The sequence below is a fragment of the Leptospira abararensis genome (genome assembly GCF_016918735.1).
Classification (GTDB): domain Bacteria; phylum Spirochaetota; class Leptospiria; order Leptospirales; family Leptospiraceae; genus Leptospira_A; species Leptospira_A abararensis.
Genome location: NZ_JAFFPR010000050.1, coordinates 197513 through 219744, shown reverse-complemented (window position 1 = coordinate 219744; position 22232 = coordinate 197513). Strand labels below are relative to the sequence as shown.

General features: G+C 38.5%; 22 protein-coding genes. 10 read left to right on the top strand and 12 right to left on the bottom strand.

Annotated elements, in window-relative coordinates; all coding sequences use genetic code 11:
* Nucleotides 1-6: 6 nt before the first annotated feature.
* The 3 genes from JWG40_RS14645 to JWG40_RS14635 all read left to right on the top strand — a co-directional run bounded on the left by JWG40_RS14645 (nucleotide 7) and on the right by JWG40_RS14635 (nucleotide 3825).
* Complete coding sequence (locus tag JWG40_RS14645) at nucleotides 7-963, top strand: response regulator (protein WP_205286519.1); 957 nt, start codon at nucleotides 7-9, stop codon at nucleotides 961-963.
* A 24-nt stretch (nucleotides 964-987) separates the two neighbouring features.
* Nucleotides 988-1770 (top strand): enoyl-CoA hydratase/isomerase family protein, encoded by a 783-nt coding sequence (locus JWG40_RS14640; protein WP_205286518.1) that lies wholly within the window; start codon nucleotides 988-990, stop codon nucleotides 1768-1770.
* A gap of 90 nt (nucleotides 1771-1860) precedes the next feature.
* On the top strand, nucleotides 1861-3825 hold the full coding sequence (locus JWG40_RS14635; protein WP_205286517.1) for a M23 family metallopeptidase: 1965 nt from the start codon (nucleotides 1861-1863) through the stop codon (nucleotides 3823-3825).
* Here the strand turns inward: JWG40_RS14635 and JWG40_RS14630 are convergent.
* Complete coding sequence (locus JWG40_RS14630; RefSeq protein ID WP_002972927.1) at nucleotides 3812-4579, bottom strand: glucose 1-dehydrogenase; 768 nt, start codon at nucleotides 4577-4579, stop codon at nucleotides 3812-3814. The genes JWG40_RS14635 and JWG40_RS14630 overlap by 14 nt on opposite strands.
* 108 nt (nucleotides 4580-4687) lie before the next feature.
* Between JWG40_RS14630 and purB the strand changes: the two genes are divergently transcribed.
* Nucleotides 4688-5992, top strand: coding sequence for an adenylosuccinate lyase (gene purB, locus JWG40_RS14625; protein WP_205286516.1), 1305 nt, complete (start codon nucleotides 4688-4690; stop codon nucleotides 5990-5992).
* A 570-nt stretch (nucleotides 5993-6562) separates the two neighbouring features.
* Here purB and JWG40_RS14620 read toward each other — a convergent pair.
* Nucleotides 6563-7222: an alpha/beta hydrolase gene (locus JWG40_RS14620; RefSeq protein ID WP_205286515.1), complete on the bottom strand. Its 660-nt coding sequence runs from the start codon at nucleotides 7220-7222 to the stop codon at nucleotides 6563-6565.
* Between the two features lie 18 nt (nucleotides 7223-7240).
* The gene (ygiD, locus tag JWG40_RS14615) at nucleotides 7241-8074 is read right to left on the bottom strand and encodes a 4,5-DOPA-extradiol-dioxygenase (RefSeq protein WP_205286514.1); all 834 of its coding nucleotides are present in this window, start codon (nucleotides 8072-8074) and stop codon (nucleotides 7241-7243) included.
* A 169-nt stretch (nucleotides 8075-8243) separates the two neighbouring features.
* On the opposite strand from ygiD, the gene JWG40_RS14610 reads away from it, so the two are divergent.
* From JWG40_RS14610 to JWG40_RS14595, 4 genes are all read left to right on the top strand, one after another.
* The gene (locus JWG40_RS14610) at nucleotides 8244-8627 is read left to right on the top strand and encodes a hypothetical protein (protein ID WP_205286513.1); all 384 of its coding nucleotides are present in this window, start codon (nucleotides 8244-8246) and stop codon (nucleotides 8625-8627) included.
* An 82-nt stretch (nucleotides 8628-8709) separates the two neighbouring features.
* The gene (gene arsN2, locus JWG40_RS14605; protein ID WP_205286512.1) at nucleotides 8710-9156 is read left to right on the top strand and encodes an arsenic resistance N-acetyltransferase ArsN2; all 447 of its coding nucleotides are present in this window, start codon (nucleotides 8710-8712) and stop codon (nucleotides 9154-9156) included.
* Nucleotides 9157-9197: 41 nt separating this feature from the next.
* Nucleotides 9198-9596 (top strand): ester cyclase, encoded by a 399-nt coding sequence (locus JWG40_RS14600; RefSeq protein WP_205286511.1) that lies wholly within the window; start codon nucleotides 9198-9200, stop codon nucleotides 9594-9596.
* Entirely contained in the window at nucleotides 9593-10165 is a 573-nt protein-coding gene (locus JWG40_RS14595) for a YdcF family protein (protein ID WP_205286510.1), read from the top strand. Before JWG40_RS14600 ends, JWG40_RS14595 begins: the two co-directional genes overlap by 4 nt.
* Before the next feature lie 34 nt (nucleotides 10166-10199).
* Here the strand turns inward: JWG40_RS14595 and JWG40_RS14590 are convergent, their stop codons facing one another.
* From JWG40_RS14590 to JWG40_RS14570, 5 genes are read right to left on the bottom strand one after another with little or no spacing between them, the layout of a single operon-like run.
* Nucleotides 10200-11309, bottom strand: a complete 1110-nt coding sequence (locus JWG40_RS14590) for a carboxymuconolactone decarboxylase family protein (protein WP_205286509.1) — start codon at nucleotides 11307-11309, stop codon at nucleotides 10200-10202.
* Nucleotides 11306-12379, bottom strand: coding sequence for an alpha/beta hydrolase (locus tag JWG40_RS14585; RefSeq protein WP_205286508.1), 1074 nt, complete (start codon nucleotides 12377-12379; stop codon nucleotides 11306-11308). The genes JWG40_RS14590 and JWG40_RS14585 overlap by 4 nt, the downstream gene beginning before the upstream one ends.
* A gap of 2 nt (nucleotides 12380-12381) precedes the next feature.
* Nucleotides 12382-13371, bottom strand: a complete 990-nt coding sequence (locus JWG40_RS14580; protein ID WP_205286507.1) for an aldo/keto reductase — start codon at nucleotides 13369-13371, stop codon at nucleotides 12382-12384.
* A gap of 13 nt (nucleotides 13372-13384) precedes the next feature.
* Nucleotides 13385-14431, bottom strand: coding sequence for an alpha/beta hydrolase (locus JWG40_RS14575; protein ID WP_205286506.1), 1047 nt, complete (start codon nucleotides 14429-14431; stop codon nucleotides 13385-13387).
* Nucleotides 14432-14453: 22 nt separating this feature from the next.
* Complete coding sequence (locus tag JWG40_RS14570; RefSeq protein ID WP_205286505.1) at nucleotides 14454-15305, bottom strand: aldo/keto reductase; 852 nt, start codon at nucleotides 15303-15305, stop codon at nucleotides 14454-14456.
* Nucleotides 15306-15469: 164 nt separating this feature from the next.
* Here JWG40_RS14570 and JWG40_RS14565 point away from each other — a divergent pair, with 164 nt between their 5' ends.
* On the top strand, nucleotides 15470-16375 hold the full coding sequence (locus tag JWG40_RS14565; RefSeq protein ID WP_205286504.1) for an AraC family transcriptional regulator: 906 nt from the start codon (nucleotides 15470-15472) through the stop codon (nucleotides 16373-16375).
* Between the two features lie 44 nt (nucleotides 16376-16419).
* On the opposite strand, the gene add is transcribed toward JWG40_RS14565, so the two are convergent.
* Nucleotides 16420-17772: an adenosine deaminase gene (gene add / locus JWG40_RS14560; protein ID WP_205286503.1), complete on the bottom strand. Its 1353-nt coding sequence runs from the start codon at nucleotides 17770-17772 to the stop codon at nucleotides 16420-16422.
* A 155-nt stretch (nucleotides 17773-17927) separates the two neighbouring features.
* On the opposite strand from add, the gene JWG40_RS14555 reads away from it, so the two are divergent.
* Complete coding sequence (locus JWG40_RS14555) at nucleotides 17928-19121, top strand: DegT/DnrJ/EryC1/StrS family aminotransferase (protein WP_205286502.1); 1194 nt, start codon at nucleotides 17928-17930, stop codon at nucleotides 19119-19121.
* Between the two features lie 6 nt (nucleotides 19122-19127).
* Here JWG40_RS14555 and JWG40_RS14550 read toward each other — a convergent pair whose 3' ends face one another.
* The 3 genes from JWG40_RS14550 to JWG40_RS14540 all read right to left on the bottom strand — a co-directional run bounded on the left by JWG40_RS14550 (nucleotide 19128) and on the right by JWG40_RS14540 (nucleotide 22226).
* Nucleotides 19128-19829, bottom strand: coding sequence for a hypothetical protein (locus JWG40_RS14550; RefSeq protein ID WP_232369392.1), 702 nt, complete (start codon nucleotides 19827-19829; stop codon nucleotides 19128-19130).
* Nucleotides 19830-19902: 73 nt separating this feature from the next.
* The gene (locus tag JWG40_RS14545; protein WP_205286501.1) at nucleotides 19903-21300 is read right to left on the bottom strand and encodes an NHL repeat-containing protein; all 1398 of its coding nucleotides are present in this window, start codon (nucleotides 21298-21300) and stop codon (nucleotides 19903-19905) included.
* Nucleotides 21297-22226, bottom strand: a complete 930-nt coding sequence (locus JWG40_RS14540) for a site-2 protease family protein (RefSeq protein WP_205286500.1) — start codon at nucleotides 22224-22226, stop codon at nucleotides 21297-21299. The genes JWG40_RS14545 and JWG40_RS14540 overlap by 4 nt, the downstream gene beginning before the upstream one ends.
* Between the last annotated feature and the right edge of the window lie 6 nt (nucleotides 22227-22232).

Here is a 22232-nt window from a genome sequence, read left to right as displayed (position 1 = left end):
AAAAATATGCATTTCATTATGGCGATTGAAAACGATCCAAATTCCGCACAAGATTTGGAAAACATCTTCCTTGGTTTACGCCAACGAGTAGTCATTACAAAATTTTCGCAAACTGTGCAAGAGTATGTTAAATCCTCTAACCCAGATATCATTCTGATGGGTTTAACTTTTAAAGATAAAAAAGAATTGGAATTTGTTTTGGAACTTCGTCGAGACGTAATTACCCATAACATTCCCATCATGGCAATGATTCCGAAAGAGGACGCCAATTTTGTAGCAAATCTAAAAGCACTAGGTTTTACCGATTATATGGTGAAACCTCTGATCAAACAACCGCTGCTAGATAGAATCCATTCTCATATTGAAGAATATAAATTCAGCGAGTCTTCCAAAACGAGAGACAATATGTCCTTTGTTGTGGTGGATCGAGGCCATGGACGTGTTTTATTTCAATGCCGTGCCAATCTCAAACGTTATGTATTTCCAGAATTCAAAAAAATATTCACTCCCAATTTTTTAAAATCCATACAAACAGAACGTATCTGTTTTGATGTTAGAGTAGTTCCTGAACTTGGAAAAGAAGAAGTCGAAGTATTCGAACGAGTGATGAAACTCTTTTCCAATCATGAAAAAGTTGTTTTTATTGCAGGTCGTCATATGGGTGCTTTTATTGAACACGCAGCAGATGATGAAAAAATGTTAGTCTTTATGGCTCCAAACGAATTCGATGAATACGTAAAAATGGAAGAGCAGAAAGTCGAAGAACAACGTAAAAAAGAGAAAAAGGAAAAGTTCATAAAGGAAACAGGCAAAGAACCGCCACCGACTCCTACACTTCTCAGCCAAGTCAAAATAGAAATTCCAATCACTCCTCCTATCATTCCAGAAAATACAAACCCTTCTCCGGAATCTACAGATCTACCACCTAATTCTGATTCAGCGGAATCTCCTCCTCAACCATAATTTATTAAAGAAAAGAAGTAAACAATGAACTACAAACGCGAAGTCATCGATGTTCCCAACGGTAAAGGCGAAATCATTCGCTTTCAAATGAATGATCAAAACTCATTAACAGGTCAAAATATGAAAGACCTGGGCGAGATCTTAAATGAAATCAAAGCCGACAATTCCAAACGAGGTGTCATCCTAACCACAGATAACCCAAAGTTTTTTTGTAATGGTCTGGATGCGGAAAACCTACTTTCAACGAGTAGAGACAAACTTATCGATGAAGTGGGTGGAATTGTAATTCTTTTTGGGGAACTGGTTAAATTTGACAAACCACTCATTACCGAAGTTACGGGCCATGCGATGGGTGGTGGTGCTGTAATCACAGTTGCCTCTGATTTTAAATATATGTTGGATGGAAAGGGAAGGATCGGATTTACAGAAGTCAATGTCGGTTTGCCATTGCCTGGAAGTTTTATTGATCGTATCAAAATGTGTGTGGATCCAAGGTATTGGGCAGAAGTATGTTTGGAAGGAACTACTTACAAAGGTGCTGAAGCCAAAAAAATTGGCCTCATTGATGAAATTGCCCCAACCCCAGATGAAGTAAGAAAGATCGCTTTAAAAAAATTAGAAACACTTTCTAAAGTTCCATCTGCTGCTTACCGCTCGACTAAGAATACATTAAATGGAGCTTTACTCGCAAACCTAGAACAATATAAAAAAGATACGATTAAATCTTTTGAACAACCTGGTGTTGTTGATAACTTACTCGAAGCAATGACAGCACTAAAGGAAAAACGTAGACCCGTTTTTAAATAAAAAACTCCGCGATCGAGGGGAAAAATACAAACGCCCCTCGATTCTTATAAGTCTTTTCACCATAAGCGCCGAAAATAATAATGAAATCTGATGTTGCGTTCCTTCGTATTAGTACTTATCCTCTCTCTTTATCCTCTCTCTGCAATATCTGTCTCTGATTTCCCGCCAGGTTTTGTTTTAAAAAATCCATATGTTTGGCCAGTAAAAGGTTATGATACGATTACCGGTGCTTTTGGAGAATTTAGAACCGGTCACTTCCATATGGGTCAGGATTTTTCGACAGGTGGAAAAATTGGAATACCTATTCTTGCTGTCGCCAAAGGAAAAGTAACAAGAGTTCAAAGACGATGGACTAGCATTGGTTATGCGCTTTTTCTGCAGCATGATGATGGAATGACATCTCGTTATGGTCATCTGCATAAATTCTCTCAAAAAATCATCAAACAGATTTTAAAATCGAAACAAGCAAAACGATACAAAGATCGAACTGATTTCGATATTGCACTTCCTGAAGCCGTGGATGTGGAAGTGGGCGAAACCATTGCTTTTTCGGGTGATACGGGCGTTGGGCCACCGCACCTTCATTTTGAACTTTTTAAAGATAATGTATATTACAACCCCATGCATTATGGTTTGGGTTATAATGTGGCAGAACCCATTGTATTCAATGCACTACGCATCACACCTCAAACACCAAGAACCTTTATCAATGGTCGAAATGAAGCTGTCGAAATTCCATTTTATGAAGCTGCAGGAAATCGATTTGAATTATCAGAGTCTCCCACTCTTTTTATCCAAGGGAAGGTGGGAATCCAAATTGCCATCCATCAAAAATCCAATAGCAATCGTTTAGGCATTTTCACTTTGGATATGTTAATTGGTGAAAACGTTTTACAAGGCTTTCAGCTCTCAAAAATTCTAAAAGAACATACAAGAAAAAACGTTTTGTTGTATGATAGTTCTGTAAGTAAACCAAACGGAAATCCATTTTCTTATTATCTACATACTCGTGATGGAAATGATCTCTTGGGAATGAGAAGTAATGGTAGAGAACAAGGACTTCTTGATAGCGAACAGATGCGAATGGGAGAGCCAAAAGAAATCACGATAAGGGCTACGGGAATGGGTGGACAAATGTCTTTTGCTTCCTTTTTTATCCTGAAAGACCAAGGTGATTATAGCCACATAGTTACTAAAGAATGGAAATACAATGTGTATTACGATCGTTATACTACTTTTAAATCGAAAGATACAAAGGTAGAATTATTTTTTCCTGTCAACGCAGTATATTCAAAAGCATTTTTTGAAATTGAAGCCCAAGAACAAATCCAAATCAACACACAGGGACTCAACCAACTCTCCAGTGTATACAAAATTGGTCCTGATTTTAAAGACTTCAATTTAGGTTATGATCTCTATGTAAAAGTTCCCAAAACCAAAGATATCAATTCGGCCGATTTATATGAAGTTTTAGCCAATGGAAATGTAAAAAAGATAAATGGATCTTCTTTTAGTTCCTGGGGTCAGTTTTTCAAAGTTAGACTGCGTAAAACAGGCCTCTTTGTTGTTCTTTCAGACCAAACTCCACCAAATATTTATCTACATGAATTTATGAATAAAACGGTTTATCCTAGGGAAGACTTTGCTTTGTATCTAAAGGCAGTGGATGTTGGATCAGGAATTATGCCAGATGGTTTTGATATCACTGTAGACGGTATCCCAGGAAAGGCAGAGTTTTTTCCCAAAGACGGACGTTTAGAAATCTTTGAACCAGAAATTTTATACGAACCTGGGAAACATACAGTGCTTGCGAGTGTAAGAGATTTTGCAGGAAACTGGAGTTCAACGGTTCGCTATGAATACGAAATCCAATCACCACCAGTCATCGAAGAAAAAAAGAAACCGACTTTAGACAACCTAAAGATAGAAACTGCTAAAGATAAAAAGAACACAAATGAAACTAAAACAAAGCCATCTTCGCCTAAGGTGCAAAAGGCGATTAAACCAATCACATCCGCACCTAAGGCAAAGGATAAAAAATCTACATCCCGATAGCTGCGCCACCGTCAACACGGAGGTAAGTTCCAGTAATGTAAGATGCATCGTTGCTTAAGAAAAACTTAACAGCAGATGCGATCTCTTCTTGTTTTCCTGGACGTTTGAGTGGAATCACAGAAGGATCCGTCAACTTGTCTTGGACTTCTTTTGAAAGAGTTCCTGTCATTTCTGTTTGAACGTATCCAGGGCAAACTGCATTTACTAACACGTTTCTTCCAGAAAATTCACGAGCAGAAACTTTAGTTAAAGCAATCACTCCGGCTTTGGAAGTAGAATAGTTTGCTTGTCCCGGTTGCCCTGTGAGTCCAGAAACCGAGGAGATATTTACGATCCGACCAGAGTCAGATTTAAGAATCAATTTACTTGCGGATTTAGTCATAAGGAAAACTCCCTTACAATTCACGTCCATTACGAAATCGTATTCTTGTTCAGACATACGAATGAGAAGGTTATCTTTCAAAACTCCCGCGTTGTTCACAAGAAAGTCTAATTTTCCAAAAGCTTCCTTTGTTTTGCTAATAGCAGCGTCACAATCTTCTGGTTTTGTTACGTTACAAGCAACACCGATTGCCTTCACACCAAATTTTGCTTCAACTTCTCTTGCAGCTTCTTCAATTTTTTCCTGATTCAAGTCAACAAGCACCAAACTTGCACCATGCGATGCGATACGGTTTGCGATAGCTCTTCCCAAACCAATGGGAGAGGCAGCTCCTGTTACCAGTGCTACTTTTCCTTCGAATTCTTTGGACATATGCCCCCCTAGGATTTATTACTAGATTCTAAACTTGATTCTCGAACATCGTTCGGCAATCGTAAAATTCCCAGTTGAAAGAGAACTTTCTACTGAAAGACTGCCCTTATGATCGATCGTTATAGCCATCCAGAGATTTCCGCCATCTGGGAATTAGAGAACAAATTTAAGATTTGGACAGATATTGAAATTTATGCCTGCGAAGCTCGTGCCAACCGCGGAGAAGTCCCGAAAGAAGACCTCGAAACCATCAAACAAAAGGCAAAATTCAACGTTGAAGAGATTTTAGAAATCGAATCCAAAGTTCACCATGATGTGATTGCCTATTTAACAAACCTGAATTCTTATATTGGGCCTGCTGGCCGCCATGTTCACTTCGGACTGACTTCCAGTGATGTAGGGGACACAGCACTTTGTGTACAAATGGTCCAAGCAATGGATCTTCTCATCCAAAGGACCGAAACACTTTTACAAACAACAAAAGAAAAAGCAAAAGAGTACAAAGACCTCCCTTGTATCGGACGTTCTCATGGAATCCATGCAGAGCCGATGACCTTAGGATTAAAGTTTGCCCTCTTCTTTGCTGAGATGACACGTAACTTAGAACGGATGAAAGATGCACGAGAACAAATTGCCGTAGGTAAATTGTCCGGGGCCGTGGGAACCTATTCCAATATTGACCTAGAAATTGAAGAATACGTTCTAAATAAACTTGGTCTGAAGGTAGACCCCATTGCAACACAAGTGATCTCGCGGGATCGCCATGCATTCTATATGTCGGTTCTAGGTGTAGTGGCTGCGAGTTTAGATCGTATGGCTACAGAAATTCGCCTCTTACAAAAAACAGAAGGACGCGAAGTAGAAGAACCATTTGCCAAAGGCCAAAAAGGTTCTTCGGCTATGCCTCACAAACGTAACCCCGTTGTATGTGAGCGTATTTCTGGAATCTCCAGAGTCATTCGTTCTAACGTAAACGTTGGATTACAGAACGTGGGACTTTGGCATGAAAGAGATATTTCTCATTCCTCTGCCGAACGAATTGTACTTCCCGATTCCACCATTGCCCTAGATTACATTTTGGAAAAAATGAATTTTGTACTTAAAGGACTTCATGTGTATCCAGATGCCACAGAACGCACATTAAACGTAACTCGTGGCCTTATTTTTTCTCAAAAAGTTTTGTTATGGCTGATTGAAAAAGGTGGGATTTCTAGAGAAGATGCTTATCTAATTGTACAAGAAAATGCGATGGCAGTCTGGGGAGACCAATCCAAAAATCTGCGTGATCTTTTGAAACAAGATCCAAGGTGTTCCTCCATCTTAAAAGATAGTGATTTGGAAGAAATTTTTCAAATCAAACCTTACCTGGAACGAATTCCGCTGATCTTCAAACGATTGGGAATTATTGATTAGGATTTTCTAAATTCACAAGTTCTATAACTTATGTTAAGCAAATCATAAATCAATTTAACTTAAAACCTATGGACCATACAACTATGGTTCATAGGTTTTTTTGTATTAGGATCAATGCAAAACATACCTTAAGATTTCAGGGTTCAAACTTTATTGATTCTATCTGGAGTAGATGTTGCTGCGAAATAGACGCATTGCGTATAGTCCCTATACATAAGCGCGTAAACGTTAGAGGCCACGTTAATCACATCCATTTCGGGGAATAAACGTAGTGCAATTAAACGCCAAAATAGGGTTTAGAGACGCGGGGAGTTGCGCTTATTCCTCCTTTGGCTGCCAGTTAATTGATTTACTTAATAGTTTTCAGATTTCCAATCTAATTCAAAGATTTAAAATAATAGAATTAGTATATATTGGCAAATGGAGTAAAGAAGATGCGATGAAATAACGAATCACTATAATAATCCAATAAATAAATCAGGGACTACAATGTTAAATCAAAACTAGTATGTCAATGGATACCTAATTCACCGGCTAAAAGAAACTTAGATTAAAATTCTATTTTAATTTTTAGTTATGATTGTCCAACTCCACTTCCAACCATTGAATCAAATCTTTCAACATCTCTCGATTAATGCTATGACCTTCTTCGTATTCTTGATAATGGGGATGGACTCCAATCGATTCTAAATATCCTTTTACAGATCTTGCATATTCCACTGATAATACCCGGTCATTGATTCCATGAGAGATAAATATTTTTTTATCAAGTATTTTCTCTGAAACAATCACTTGCGCTTTGTTTTCTTCTAGCAATCGCCCACTGAGAGCAATGATCCCTTTCACTTTCTCCGGATGCAACAAGCCGATGGAATAAGACATGATGGCACCTTGACTAAAGCCGCCAATCCAAACATTGGATTCATCAAATTTGTAATTTAACTTAAGGTACTCTAAAAAATTTAAGAGAAGCTTTCGACTTTCTCCTTCTTGTTCCAAATTAATTTTCGGATGTCCTGTTGTGAATAGTACTTCGTACCATCCATAACTATCCCTTCCTAAAGTCAACGGACCTCTGATGGATACAACCAACAAGGATTCAGGAAGATAATTGGTTAAGGAGAATAGATCTTCTTCATTACTACCAACTCCATGTAACAAAAGTAACAATGGCGGATTTTCAGTTGGAACCTTGGGCTCTCTAACTAAATATTCTAAAGGGTTTTCCATATGTATCCTTTTTCCTTGTTATGACTTCGCATCCAGTTTAACGGAAGTCATCGTCAATGCGCCGGCAACAGGTTTATCATTAAAAAATGAGATTTCATCCGAATTCAATTTAGTTCCTAATGTGTATAATAATGGTAAATAGTGTTCAGCTGTGGGTATTGCCCATTCAAATTCTTTACCCTGATCCCGAATTTGGATTAGCGATTGGTAATCCTCTATTTTGATCCAATCTTTTACCTTTTGATTCACATCCAAAGCCCAATCGAAACCGTACACTTCGTTCAGTCGATCCCAAGCCACCATACGCAAATTATGTACAATATTCCCACTAGCAATAATAAGGATTCCCTTATTTCGTAGCGGTGCTAATTCTTTTGCTAATTGAAAATGTTGTTCTAGAGAGCTTTTGTAATCCATACTCAACTGAACGATCGGAATGTCTGCCTTAGGGTAAATATGTTTAATCACACTCCAAGCTCCGTGATCCAAACCCCATTCGTAATCTAATTTTACATTTTGCGATTTTATCACTGACTGGACAAGTTTTGCTAATTCTGGACTACCCGGAGCAGGGTATTCTACATCAAACAAAGCCTTTGGAAAACCACCAAAATCATGTATTGTGGGAGGGTTTTCCATAGCAGTCACAAAGGTTCCTTCTGTGACCCAGTGAGCTGAAATACAAAGAATGGCCTTTGGTTTCGGAATGGTTTTTGCCAGAGCTCGCAGACCTTCCACAAATTCATTTTCTTCGATCGCATTCATCGGACTGCCATGTCCCAAAAAATAGGAAGGCATAGTGTTCGAAGTTGCAAAAGCACTCAAATTCCCGGTGGTTTCTGGCTGGTTCATATGGTTTATTGGAGTTTTGAAATAGCTCCAATCCCTCTAATACGATAGTTTAATATCAAACTATTTATTGTCAATCTATTCCTAATTTAGAAAACTAAAAAAAAATTCTTTTCCTCGTCTGTTCTCAAAAGGGAAAATGCTCTAGTAATTACAACGGAGGTTTGTCCATATGAAAGCAATTAAATGGAATTTAGGTTACGGTTTTTTAAGTTGGTTTGTTCCTTTTTTTATCTCGATCTTCTTTTTTTCAAAGGATGGCGGACTTCAAATTGATCTCTTTCTTTTCAAAACGATTATGATTGTGGTTGGTTCCTTAAGTGCTTGTTTTTTATTATATCGTTACTTTTTGTTAGTTGATTCGAGATTCCTAAAAGAAGGATTAATTATTGGCATTTCTTGGATTTCTATCAATTGGCTTTTAGACATTCTAGTTTTAATTCCTATGTCCAAAATGCCTATTCACGTATACTTTATCCAAATTGGATTTCGATATCTATCTTTGCTGTTTTTTGCTATCACTATGGGAGCCATTTTAGAACGGAAGTTGAAGTAAAAGAAATACCGAAATAAGAGAATTATAAATTTGTTTTAAACTCTGTTGGTATAAATTATTCTTTGGCGTTTTTAAAATGCAAATGAATCAAATCTATTTATCCCAAGCTTCCGTAACTCACGAAGGCACAATAAAATCTTTACTCAAAAGGAATAACCTTCCATCGGAAGATATCCTACCTAACATTTTAAAAGATTTCTTTATAGCAAAAACTAAAGAAAAAATTATTGGAATAATCGGCTTAGAAATATTTGAAGAAATAGGCCTTTTACGCTCATTATGCGTTGAAGAAACATTTCGTAAAAAAGGAATCGGATTTTTACTTTATAAAGATTTATCAATTTATGCTCATTCTAAGGGAATCAGAGAATTATATTTACTCACTACCACTGCAGAAGCTTTTTTTCATCGATTAGGATTTGTGACTGTGGACCGCTGTATAGTTCCAGAACCAATTAGGATGACTTCCGAATTTAGGGATCTTTGCCCAAGTTCCGCAGTTTGTATGAAAATAACAGTCATAGATTAAAACAAACCGAGGAGAGAGACCTATTGGGGTTGAAACGAAATATGGAAAACCAAAAAAAAATTGAATTCATACTTAACGAACTCATAGTGAATCATAACATATCCGAAATTCCAAAGTATTTCTCGAAAGACTATGTTGTACATACATCTAAAAAAGATTACAGTGAACATAAAATTATCGGAAAATGGAGTAAAGATTTACATAATTTCTTTTCTGATTTAAAAGTCTTGAAAATTCAATTCCTACTTCAAACAGAAGAGTTTATAGTTTGGAAAAGAACTCTACGAGGAAAAATCAAACCTTCAAAAAACAAAAATCTAAAGACGAGTAAATTAATCAAATGGGATGAAATGATAGTTTCTAAATTCAAAAACGGTTTAATCATTGAAGAGTGGAATAACTCAGAATTTCTTGGAGCTCTCATTTCCAAACCCAAATGAAAAAGATACTTTATTTGTTAGTCAAATTATCCTTTTCATATTTCCTAATTTCTTTCACTTATATTATCTCTACTGGACTTGTCGAAGAAAAAGAAATGAAATCGCATACAGCCTTAGTCCTCGGAAACAAAGTAGAGTTAGATGGAAAACCATCGGACCGGCTGCAAGCTAGATTGGATAGAACTGTTTCTTTGTATCAATCCAATTTGATTCAGAAAATGATTGTCTCTGGAGGAATAGCAATAGAAGGTTTTGATGAAGCTAAAGTGATGAAAGACTATTTAATCATGCAAGGAATTGATCCTAATCATATCACTTCTGACAACCAAGGATACACTACAGAAAAATCAGCAAATAACTTAAGGGACATCTTAGGTTCCAATTTTGATGAATCGATAATCATCGTTTCCCAATACTACCATCTACCAAGAGCGAAGTTTCTTGTAAAAAAAGCTGGGTTTCACAATGTAAAAACAACTTATGCAAGGTATGTGGAAATCCGTGATTTATATTCAATTTTCAGAGAAACGATAGCTTTGCCATATGTAATCATTTCAGATCTCATTTGAATCTACTATAAACTTTCTATATAAATATTAAAATTCATTGGCTCGAATATTCCGCTTCACTCACAGGTTCTAACCAAGTAACGGGGCCGACTTGCATGTTCGTTCCGATGGCTATATGACTGAATTCTTCCGAGGGTGTGGCCCCATGCCAATGTTGTGTATTAGGTGGACATTGAATGATATCACCTGCTTTCACAATACGAACCGACTTTCCTTTTTCCTGATAGTATCCTTTACCTTTTGTTATTAATAATATCTGACCGCCTGGATGAAAATGCCAATTGGTTCGAGAACTTGGAGAAAAAGTAACATTCCCAATCTGAGTGTTCCAGGTTCGATCGTCACCGACTAGAATCTCTACCCAAACCTTACCAGTAAAGTTCTGATTTTTAACGGAGACTTCCTCTGGAGAAGTTATCCTTATTTTAGAATCCCCAACCAAGATATGATCCAAAATATTTTTTGCCTCTTGACCATCCTGCCAGCTAACTTTTAATTCCAGGATAGAGACTAAATGCCGGAGTTGACTTTCAGTAAGACCAACATTAAGAGCAACTTTCATATGCGACCTTAGCTGAGCTTCTGCGTCTCCAATGCTTGCAAGAATGGAAATAGTTGCGATTTCTCGACTTTGAAAGTCTAAAGAATCCCGACTGAATATATCTGCAAATAGATGTTCCTTTAAGAACTGATCAATCACGGGCGCGAAGGTATACACTTCCCCACGAATCGGTGCACCTATTAATTGGGTCTGAATTTCTGTGCCTATTTCTAACTTACTTTTGTTAGTTGTAAGTGGCCGCGCATCCGTTCCTAATTTGTCTTTAATTCCATTTTTTTCGCGTTCCTTCAACACTTGCATTAGAACGTTTAGACCATTCAAACTGCGAGGAAAACCTGCATAGGCGTAAGTATGAACTAAAATTTCTTTTACCTCACTGATGGTTAATCCAAAATCCAATCCTTCATGAAGGATTGGATTTAATTCTATAGTTTTTCCTTTAGCAGTAAACGCAGCAATAGTTACAATATGCTGCTGGCGTAAGGTTAATGACTGATTTGAATTTTCGGTGTTATCGGCTTTGATTTCCTGAATCATTGCACCTAACAAGACGATAACTATACATTCTACAAACTTTTTCAATCCAATCCTTCCTTATGCAAATATTCTGACATATGATCTGCGATTTGTACATTATTCAGATCCGAGAAAGGAAAGTGTGTATTACCATGAATGCCTATCGTAGGGAGATGAATCAATGTGACTTTCCCACCATGCAGATTTACAGTATCCCGCCAAATTTTAGCCATAACAAGTCTTACACGCCAATTGTCTTCACCAGGGCTCTTTGTTGGTTTATCCGGTATGTTGTCTCCATAGTAGAGGAGAATTGGAATTTTAGTGAGATTCTTAAAGTCAGCGAGCGGAATGGGAACTCCTTCTAAAATGCCTGCGGCACTTGGTAAGCCTTGTGGAACTTCGCCTTCGGGAAAAACAAAACCACTGCCCGGTTCAAAGGAAACTATGGCTCGAACATTTTCGCTATTGATGGCAGTCATCCATCCCGGCCCACCTGCTTGAGAATGAGTGACCAATATAGCTGGCCCAATTTTTGTAAAAAGTGCGGTCGCTGCATCGGAAACAACTTTGTTATCAAACGGACCAGTGTTGGGAGTCATAGATCGGAAGTACTGATTTAACGCCTCCGGATCACGAGAGAATTGAACTCCAGGAAAGTAGTTCGGCCAAACTCCAATGCGAAACATAGCAAACCAAAATTGTTCGTCTGGAGTCGGTTTTATGCTACTCTCTACAATGCTTCGTCCTGCATTGCCACGCCTAGGTTGGTCAATTACATAAACTCCAAAGCCCCGTTTGAGAAAGATAGTTTGGAATCCTTCCCTGCCGTCAGGAGTGGTTTCCCAAGTTTTTGAGAATTGGCCTGCTCCGTGCCAGAATACAATTGGCAACTTACGCCTGTTCTCTGGCATTTGATAAAATACATAAGCATGATCCCCGTGGAATGTTTGGCCAGCAACGGTTGGGTTGTATGGATCAAAAATACCTGGACTTGTTAAAATCGTTCCACCAACTGCAAAACTCCCTTGGTCCGTAAGGGTGATTTTTGTGGCATCACTTTTGCCGTTAACTGCAGTAAAAGCAACTAAGAATGCTATTAATAGATAAGGATACAAGACTAATCTTTGTTTCATTTTTATCTTCCGACTTGATTTTGTAAATGTTCTGGATAACGAGTGCCTTGGATTTTTACCTTTGAGATCACATCGTGAATCTCTGATAAATCTAAAGCAGTCAGCTGAACCTCTGTTGATCCCAGATTTTCTTTTAACCTATCAAGTTTTGTTGTTCCTGGAATAGGAACAATCCAAGGTTTTTGTGCGAGAAGCCAAGCGAGTGCGATCTGTGCTGGGCTTACTCTATGCGTATTGGAAATTTTCTGAAGCACTTCAATGAGTGATTGATTGGCAGTTCTTGCTTCCACCGAAAAGCGTGGAACAATATTACGAAAATCGTTAGCAGCAAACTTGGTTGATCCATCAATTGTCCCTGTCAAAAAACCTTTGCCTAGAGGACTAAAAGTTACAAAACCAATTCCCAATTCTTCTAAGGTTTCCAAAACTTCTTGTTCCGGCTCGCGCCACCAAAGGGAATATTCACTTTGAAGTGCAGTCACAGGTTGGACAGCATGCGCACGACGGATGGTTTGGACACCAGCTTCCGAAAGACCAAAATGTTTTATTTTCCCTTCCTGAATCAAAGTTTTCACTATTCCAGCCACATCCTCAATGGGCACATCTGGATCCACTCGATGTTGGTAAAGGATGTCGATAACATCTGTCCTAAGTCTTTTTAATGCACCTTCCACAACCGCTCTGATATTTTCTGGGCGACTATCAAGTCCAATTTGTCCGCCATCAGATCCAAATTTAAATCCAAACTTTGTCGCAATGATTACGTCCTTGCGGTAAGGTGCCAATGCCTCTCCAATTAGTTCTTCATTGGTATAGGGCCCGTATGCCTCTGCCGTATCAAATAATGTAACACCACTTTCCACGGCTACTTGGATCAATCGAATCATATCAGTTTTATTATGAGCGGGACCATAACCAAAACTCATTCCCATACAACCTAAGCCAAGTTCTGAAACGGTTAGTCCACTTTTTCCGAGTTTTCTTTTCTTCATTTAAATCTCCCTATTACATGCGAACAAAAAAAACTTTTAGTTTGCCCATAGCGGCGTTTACGTATTCGGGAACCCAATAGGTTTCAATATGTGTGGCACCCGCGATCTTATATAGTTCTTTGTCTTTTGTTCCAATAGCTTTTTTGAAAGCATCCTCAGTCATGTATAGGCTGTCAGCATTGCTACCAGCAAGCATTAACAGAGGTTTGTCGATAAGGTCCATCTGATCTGTCACATCAAACCTCATAAGGTCTAACAAACTACTTGTTGTGTATCTAAAGGTCGAGTTCGGATGTGCATGTGTTTTCCAATAGTATTCATAACCTTGCCTGTACATTTCAAATGGGAAATTGGCGATTTGCTCATCCGTAAGATTCGCATCTCCCGAATATAGCACTTCTCCGCCAATGAATTCCTTTGCCCGAGCTTCGGAAGCCTGTTTCAGTCGGACTTGAATGGTTTTCAGTTGAGAATCTGCAAAACCATTCCGACGAACTCGACCGGAGTTAAACATACTTAATGTAGCAATCCTTTGGAAACGTTTATCGGTTTGGGCCGCTTTTAAGGAGTAACCACCTCCACCACAGATTCCAAATAAACCCAAACGGGACTTATCAACTCCCGAATAACCTGTGATAAAGTCTGCCATACCATGAATGTCTTCCACGCGGTTTGCAGGTTTGTCTACATTGCGCGGAATTCCTCCGCTTGCTCCTTGGTAAGCGGCATCGGCTGCGATTGTGATATATCCTTCTTCTGCCAATCTTTGTGCAAATAGGCCTGCAACCTGTTCCTTGACCCCACCATTGGGGTGGGCCACAACAATTTCAGGATATTTTTGGTTGGAATCAAAGTTTGCGGGAGTGTATACGTTTGCCGATATTTCTAATCCATTTAATATGTAAGTGACTGGATGGATGTTGACCTTTCCCGGTTCGTTTTTTGTGATTGCCCCTTCGTAGGCCAAAGTGAACGGATTTAATTTAAAATCTGCTGCTACAGCTTTCCCGGTCATAAGGAAAGCCATGATTACCATAAGTGTGGATTTGAATGGATTCATTTTCATCCGAATTCTCCCTATCTTAAACTTCGAGTTTTCGTTCGCCTAACCACTTCACCATGGCTGGATCGCGGTGATCAAAAAAGCTACTTACCTTTTGATCCAATTCTAAAATTGAATTCATTTCCAAAGGACTCAGTTCAAAATCAAATATCTGAAAGTTTTCTTTCATCCGTTCTTTGTTCACTGTTTTCGGAATGGCTATGATTTCTCTTTGAACCAACCAACGTAAAATTACTTGTGCTACGGATTTCCCTTGGTTTTTTCCAATACCGACCAAACTTTCATTCGTAAAGATATTATTTTTCCCTTCAGCAAAAGGTCCCCAGGATTGGATCTGTACATTGTTTTCAATTAGGAACTTTTGTGTTTCTATTTGCTGATGAAAAGGATGTGTTTCAATTTGATTGATGGCAGGGACCACTTCATTATGAATTTTTAAATCCATTAAGCGGTCTGCTTGAAAGTTAGCGACGCCAATCGATCGAATTTTTCTTTGTTTATATAACTCCTCCATGGCACGCCAGGCACCAAAAACATCCCCATAAGGCTGGTGCATAAGGTAAAGATCTAAGTAGTCCAACTGCAAACGATTTAAAGATCGTTCGAAGGCTTTTTTGGTACCTTCATAACCATCGCTTTGAATCCAGAGTTTCGTCGTGATAAACAGATCTTTTCTTGGAATATTACTTTTTTGGATCGCTTTACCAACTGCTTCTTCATTCATATATGCGGATGCTGTATCAATCAGCCGGTAGCCAACATCCAAAGCATCCAAAACGCAACGTTCACACTCAGCCGCCTCTGGTATCTGAAAGACTCCGAAACCTAGTATTGGTATTGGAGCACCTGTATTTAGAATCATATTTTTCATTGTAAATCTCCCTTTCGTTTTTTCTGATTTAATGATCATTATCTTAATCCATTTCAAAAAACTGGACAATACACATTCCTGGGGAACTATTGCCTGTTTCTCGCAGCGTCTAAAAAATAGCGGCTTTTTCTATTTGTGATGAGAGATTGATTTTCGGAGGAAATATGGACTCAAAATTGATTCTGGCGAAAAACCAAGAAATACGGAAACTTTACGATCAATTGGTTCCTAAACCTGCACTGATATCACCGTTAGGCGAATCTGTCTCAATCTACCGAGCCACCTTATCAACACCAAGAGAACCCAAAGCTTATGGAGCCATGTTGGTATTCCTGGCAGAAGGCCAGAAAAGGATTTTTCTCGGAGACAAGTCTTTCGTATTGGATCCTTCCCATTATCTGATAATCTCGGTGCCCTTACCTGTAGAATGTGAGATGTTGGCAACTCCTACCTCCCCCACATTGGGTCTATCCATACGCATTACACCGGAAACAATCGCGCAGATTCTCCAGTCTCCCGACGAAGACAACACGGCATCAGAAAATGTACCCTCAGGAATCCATACCGCAAAAATGACCGAACCGATTGCTGATACTTACTTGCGGCTGATGCAAGCGATGGCCTCAACACAGGATGCTCCCATTCTAGGCCCAATCATCTTAAAAGAATTACTGTATCGGGTCACCTATGGGGAAAACGGGGAAGCATTACGTGCCATGGCCTACCAGAATCGGCGTTTCTTCATGATCGCTAGGGCACTGGATAAAATTCACGAAGCATTTTCAGAGGATCTGAATGTAAATACCTTAGCAATTTATGCCGGTATGAGTGTTTCTACCTTTCATGCTTGTTTTAAGGCCGTAACGAATTCCTCACCTTTGCAGTACATAAAAAATGTGAGATTACACAAAGCCAAAGCTCTGATGACACATGATGGCATGAATGCGGTATCAGCAGCACTTCGAGTTGGATACGAAAGCCCCTCGCAATTTAGCCGAGAGTACAAACGTTTTTTTGGAATTACACCTGCTCGAGATGCAGGTTTTGTTTTAAGCCAAGAAAGTACCTAATGAATCGTAGGAACTATATATAATTAAAAAAATACGAACAAAACCTAAACAGCTGCAATTTGTTTCTCGGAAACCAAATTGTATTTCAATTTGATTAAATCGATTTTTTCTTCCATAGATTTCCATAAAGAATCTTTTTCTGGATGGAAGGTACAAAGCACACCTTGTCTCACCAAATCAATGATTTCATCGATAGAAAAATCCAAAAAGCGATAGAGTTTAAAGAATTCGTAAGTTAAATTTACATTAAAGATATCTGGATCATCTGTATTGATACACAACATCAGTCCCTGGTCATAATAATAACGAACCGGGTGGTTTTGTTCCTTACGAACATATTTTCCAGTAAAAACATTCGAAGTCACACAAATCTCAATAGGGATTTTGTTTTCTTTCATATAACGGACTAGTTCCGGATCTTGGATGGCAGAAGTGCCGTGCCCAATCCTTTCCGCCTTACATAGGTTTACCGCATCCCAAATCGCCCATGGTCCGTCATCTTCGCCAGAGTGAGCCACACAGCGCAAACCAGATTCACGTGCGACTTTAAACACTTCGGAATAATCTTTGGCAGGGCCCATAAGTTCCGCACCACCAAGTCCAATTCCAATGACTTCTTTCTGTTTTAATCCCAAAACTCGTTTGAGATTGTTCATTGCATTTTCAGGGCCAAAGGATCGAGAAACATCCACTAACAATCGAATGGTGATTCCATCCTTGGTTTCGATTTGACGAATCCGATTCACCATCACATCTACCATTTCATCAAAATCCAAACCATTTTGAATGAACTTAGAGGGAGCAAAAAACGCTTCGCAATAGATAATGTTATTTGAACGTAAATAATCGGCTAAACTATCGATAAAATACCCAAGGTCAGATGCTTCTTTCACAGATCCTTGCACAAAGAAAAATACCTGAATGAAACCATTTAGATCCTTAAAATTGTATTTATCTTCAAACTCTTTGTCGGTGACTTCGATTCCGTTCTTTTTGTACAGGAACTTCAAAGTTTCTTTGTTCACACAAGCTTCTAAATGCAGATGCACTTCTGTCTTTGGAATTTCTCGTATGAAATTGATGACATCTTGTTCATTGGGATGAGGAACCGACAAATCCCCAGCAAGTAATGATTTCCTTTCTTTGAGAACCGATGGTTCAGCGGATGGCTCCAATCCTTCTTTGGAAAGTAACCAAAGCGGGGGATGGAGGATCGGGAGTTCCATTAACGAAACTCTCTCGTTTAACAGAGTATTGATTTGTTTATCAAATGTAAGTTGAATGGTAGGTGAGTACGGTCTGTCAGCTGGCAGGCGGCTCTTTAAGCGATTGAGCTCTGCAATGTCGCGGTCAATGACAGAAATACGATTTAAAATCTCAGAAAAAGGAACTTCCATGTTCCAGGAAAGAATGGGGATCTTCGTGGGTCTCTACAAGTAGATTTTTAAAGGCCAGGTGAAAATCCCTATTTAGGTATTAAAAATCCCGTCGATAGGAAGTTTGGGAGCGGAAAAGACTGGAAATTTTTTCCGATTATGTCGTATAAATGAATATGCTCACATCTCGCAAAACCTTCCTACCGTTTGCACTTCCATCGATTTCTGAGGATGCGATTGAAGAAGTAGCCCAAGTGTTACGGTCTGGCTGGGTCACGTCTGGCCCCAAAGTCAAACAGTTCGAGATGGAGTTTGGAGACTTTGTCGGCAGCAAAGAAACCATCGCTGTGAATTCTGCGACTGCCGGTCTCCACTTAGCTTTGGAAGCCATCGGGCTCACGACAAATGATGCTGCCATAACCAGTGCCGTTACCTTTACTGCGACAACAGAAGTGGTTTGTTATTTTGGAGCCGAACCCATTCTTACGGATGTAGATCCAATCCACAATTTGATGACCCCTGATACTTTGCGAGAGACCATCAAAACCAAATGTGTTTGGAACGGCAAAGAACTCAAAAGTAAAAAAACAGGGAAACATATCAAAGCCATCCTACCTGTCCATTTGGCCGGTTATACTTGCGATATGGAAGAACTCATGGCGATTGCAAAAGAATATAATTTATATGTAATCGAAGATGCAGCTCATGCTTTCCCCGCAGTTCATAAAAACAAAATGATCGGAACCTGGGGTGACTTTACTGTATTTAGTTTTTACGCCACCAAAGGCATTACCACAGGAGAAGGGGGAATGGTCACTACTTCTCACAAGGAAGCTGCAGAACGAATTCGCAAAATGCGACTTCATGGGATTAACCGTGATGCGTTTAACAGACCTGGTTGGTACTACGAAGTAGTCGATGCAGGTTATAAATACAATATGACAGACATTGCGGCCGCGTTAGGTGTTGTACAATTAAAAGAATCACATAGTTTTTGGGAACGCAGAACAGAGATTGCAAAACATTATAATGAGGAATTTCGATCCCTAAAAGGAATCAAACTTCCTAAAGAAGATTCGAATGGAATTCACAGTTGGCATCTCTATCGTATTGAAGTGGATCCTAAAATTGCAAAATCAGGTCGCGACAGTTTGGTGGAAGAACTAAAAGAAAGAAATATAGGTACAAGCCTTCACTTCATTCCTATCTTTGAACACCCTTATTATAAAAAGACATTCCAATACAACAGAAAGGAATACCCAAATGCATGCCAAATGTATGATCGCTCGGTTTCACTTCCCCTATTTGCCGGGATGACACTATCAGATGAAAAAGATGTGATTGATGCCGTAAAAGATATTTTAACTTAATATGTATTAGTTGGAATGTTGTGCGGTCCGGATTTTGTAGAACTCAGGATCGTACAACTTCAGTAAATCCACCAAACCCAAAACAAATTCAGTATCCGTCCCATCCGCCTTTCTACGAATCCAAAATCCAACGAGTTCCTTTACCACTTGGGCATCCATAGTTTCATCTCCATTCCGAAAGACAAAACGAGAAGATTCTTCAGGATCTTCGTTGTCTGTAAAAGCTGGATAAAGAAATAAAATAAATCGATCTAGATAATAGGGATCTAGTCTATTTTCTTCCACTAACAATAAATAACGTTTTGCTTCTTTTTGATAAAACTTCGGGTTAGAATCCAATTTTTGGTAAACGATAAAAAATTCACGAGCTGTGTTCCGAACCAAACTTTCATAAATAGGTAAAGTTATCTTATATAATGATGGATTTGTTTTTGCAGGAATAAGAAATTCTCGAAGTTTGGCCGGAAATTCTGGATTGTAATGCCCAAATTCAGAGGGGGAATTCAATTCTAAATAAAATTTTGTGTGAGGGCCAGATTCAAAAATCTGAATTCCTAAATACTCGGAAAGTTTTTTAAAGCTAAGAACTGTTTGGACTTTGCAATAAATTTTGTGATAGGAAATTTCTTTTTCACAATACAATCCCAATTTCGGAAATTGAACCCAAGTGGTTTCTACAAGTTCCTTAAATTTATTCTCTCGTTCCATGGCTCTGTCCATAAACAAAGAAGCAAATCTTTGATCTAGTCCAGAGCAGGCAAAAAATAAGAGAAGGGATACGTTACTTAATTTTGTAAGTAATTTCAGCAGGTAAATTTTCCCATTCTGAATTGGCATCTTTACGGAAGTATACAGGAGAACTCGAAGATTTGAAATTCAAACTTTGAAATAAAATCAAATCAGACTCTTTTTTTTCAAAATATCGTTTGTCCGTGTTACTACCGAGTCCTAAATCCGCAATAGGAATCCAACCATAACTCAAAAGAAATATGGATAAGGAATCTTGAATCGATTTAGGTTTTCCTTTCTCAAAACGAATCATTCGAAACGGTTGCATCGGAACTCCGATGGCTTTCAGTTTTTCCTTGAAATCATTGGTGCTAATGCTCGTTTGGCGCGCTTGATAAATCGCATCTAAATAATCTCTAGGTAAAAGTTTTAATTCCTCATTTGGTTTTTCATAAAACGCATTCACATCCCCTGGATATGTTGTTTCTTTATCCAAATACTCATCAGTAACATAGTATTTAATGAATTGGTTTTTTGAAGAAAACTTATATTTTACTGTTTGTTCTCCAGGCAAATCTTCAATAGATAATTTCTTAAGTTGGACCCGATTCCTTTGAATGAAACTTGGTTGGTAGGATGGATCTGAAAATTTAACAGATCGGATTCTTTGTTGTTCATTCGATGGAGGATGAAGGATAGCAATTTGTGCTTTTGATAAAGAAACAGAATCAAGTTTGAATTTTAATGTAACTTCTAAATTATATTCTTCTTCTCCTGATGCAATAAAACGTTCTGTTTCTACGAAAGGAATATTTTTGATTTCTTTATTTTCACGATCCACAACCCAAAGTTTGGATCCACTGAGTAAAACACCACGAATAGAACGAAGGTTTGTCTTAATAGATCCTGTAATTTTTCCTGTTTTCGTATCATAACGATAGATACTATTATCTGCTGAGTCTGAAATCCATAAAGAATCTCTCCCATAACAGATATCACGTGGTCTAGTTCTGTCTGTAAAAAAACCACCGATCAATAGAGAAGAAGATTGATCATAAATTTGTACTTTTCCAGAATCCAAATCTAAAATGTAATAATAATTTCCGACACTGGCAATCCCGGCAACATTAGAAAGTGGGATTTGGATTTTATCTGTAATCCCACCGGAATTGGGATCTAGTTTTAGAATCTGTTTTGGGGCAACTACAAGTAGTTTCCCTTCGCGAGCATCAAAACTAATTCCGCGAAGGTTCGCTAAACCTAAGTTAAAGATTTCTTGCTCGCCGATCTCGTTGATTTTAATAATTGCACGCCGATTGGTATCGATGTACCAAAAATTAATTCCATCCCAGGCGATACCATAAGCCTTTTCTGTAAGTTTGTATTCCTTACTCTCCTGAGCGAATAATCCAAAGGAAAAAAATGTTAATAATAATAAAATGCGTATCATGAATCCAGCCCAATGTTATGTGTTATCAGACGAAAAATATCCATGAGTAAAGAGGAATCTTCGAATTCTGAACCCAAGATTATCGGTTTCGGCACAAAAATGATTAGGAAAGTTACTAACATTGCCGCTCCAAAATAAAAACGAAATTTTCCAATGCCGGATAGCGAATCGCGGATAAACGGATGTTCTACCTTCACCACATAATAAATGATAAAACCCCAAAGTAACCAGGTAAAGTGGATCAGGGCGAAAATTATAAAAAAAACAAACAAACGGTGAATCCAATTCCGATAACTTTCACCAAACATAGAATAAATGACATGCCCACCATCCAATTGGCCAAACGGAAGTAAATTCACAGCTGTAATCAAAAGACCTACCCATCCAGCTTTAGCGAGCGGGTGAGCTTGTATATCCATCGTAGAAAGATCAATGGGACCGAGAATCCACTGAGTAGTAAAATAGGTAAAAAGGCTATCACCAAAAAAGAGAAATCCAGAACGATCAAAATCAGGCGGAATTTCGATAACCTTTGATAAACTGATACCCACTAACCAAGCAATTACGGAGAGAACTAAACTGGCAGTAGGTCCACCAATACCAATGTCGAATAAAACTTTTTTATCAGGAATTTGTTGTTTAATTTGAATCACAGCACCCATGGTCCCAATCGGCCCCACTGGTAAAGGAATGAAATAGGGCAATGTTGCTTTCACCCCATAATACCTAGCCGGAAGATAGTGACCCATTTCATGTGCAAGTAAAATGAATAACAAAGAAACCGAATAAGGCCAATTCTCAAAAAACATAAGTTTATAATTCTCTAATGTTTGAGGCACTTGAGGATTGAGAAAGATATCAGAATAGGTTAGAGTAAAGAACGTAAGAATGAATAGAAGAATGTGTATTGTTTTTTTTGATTCCAAAGTCGG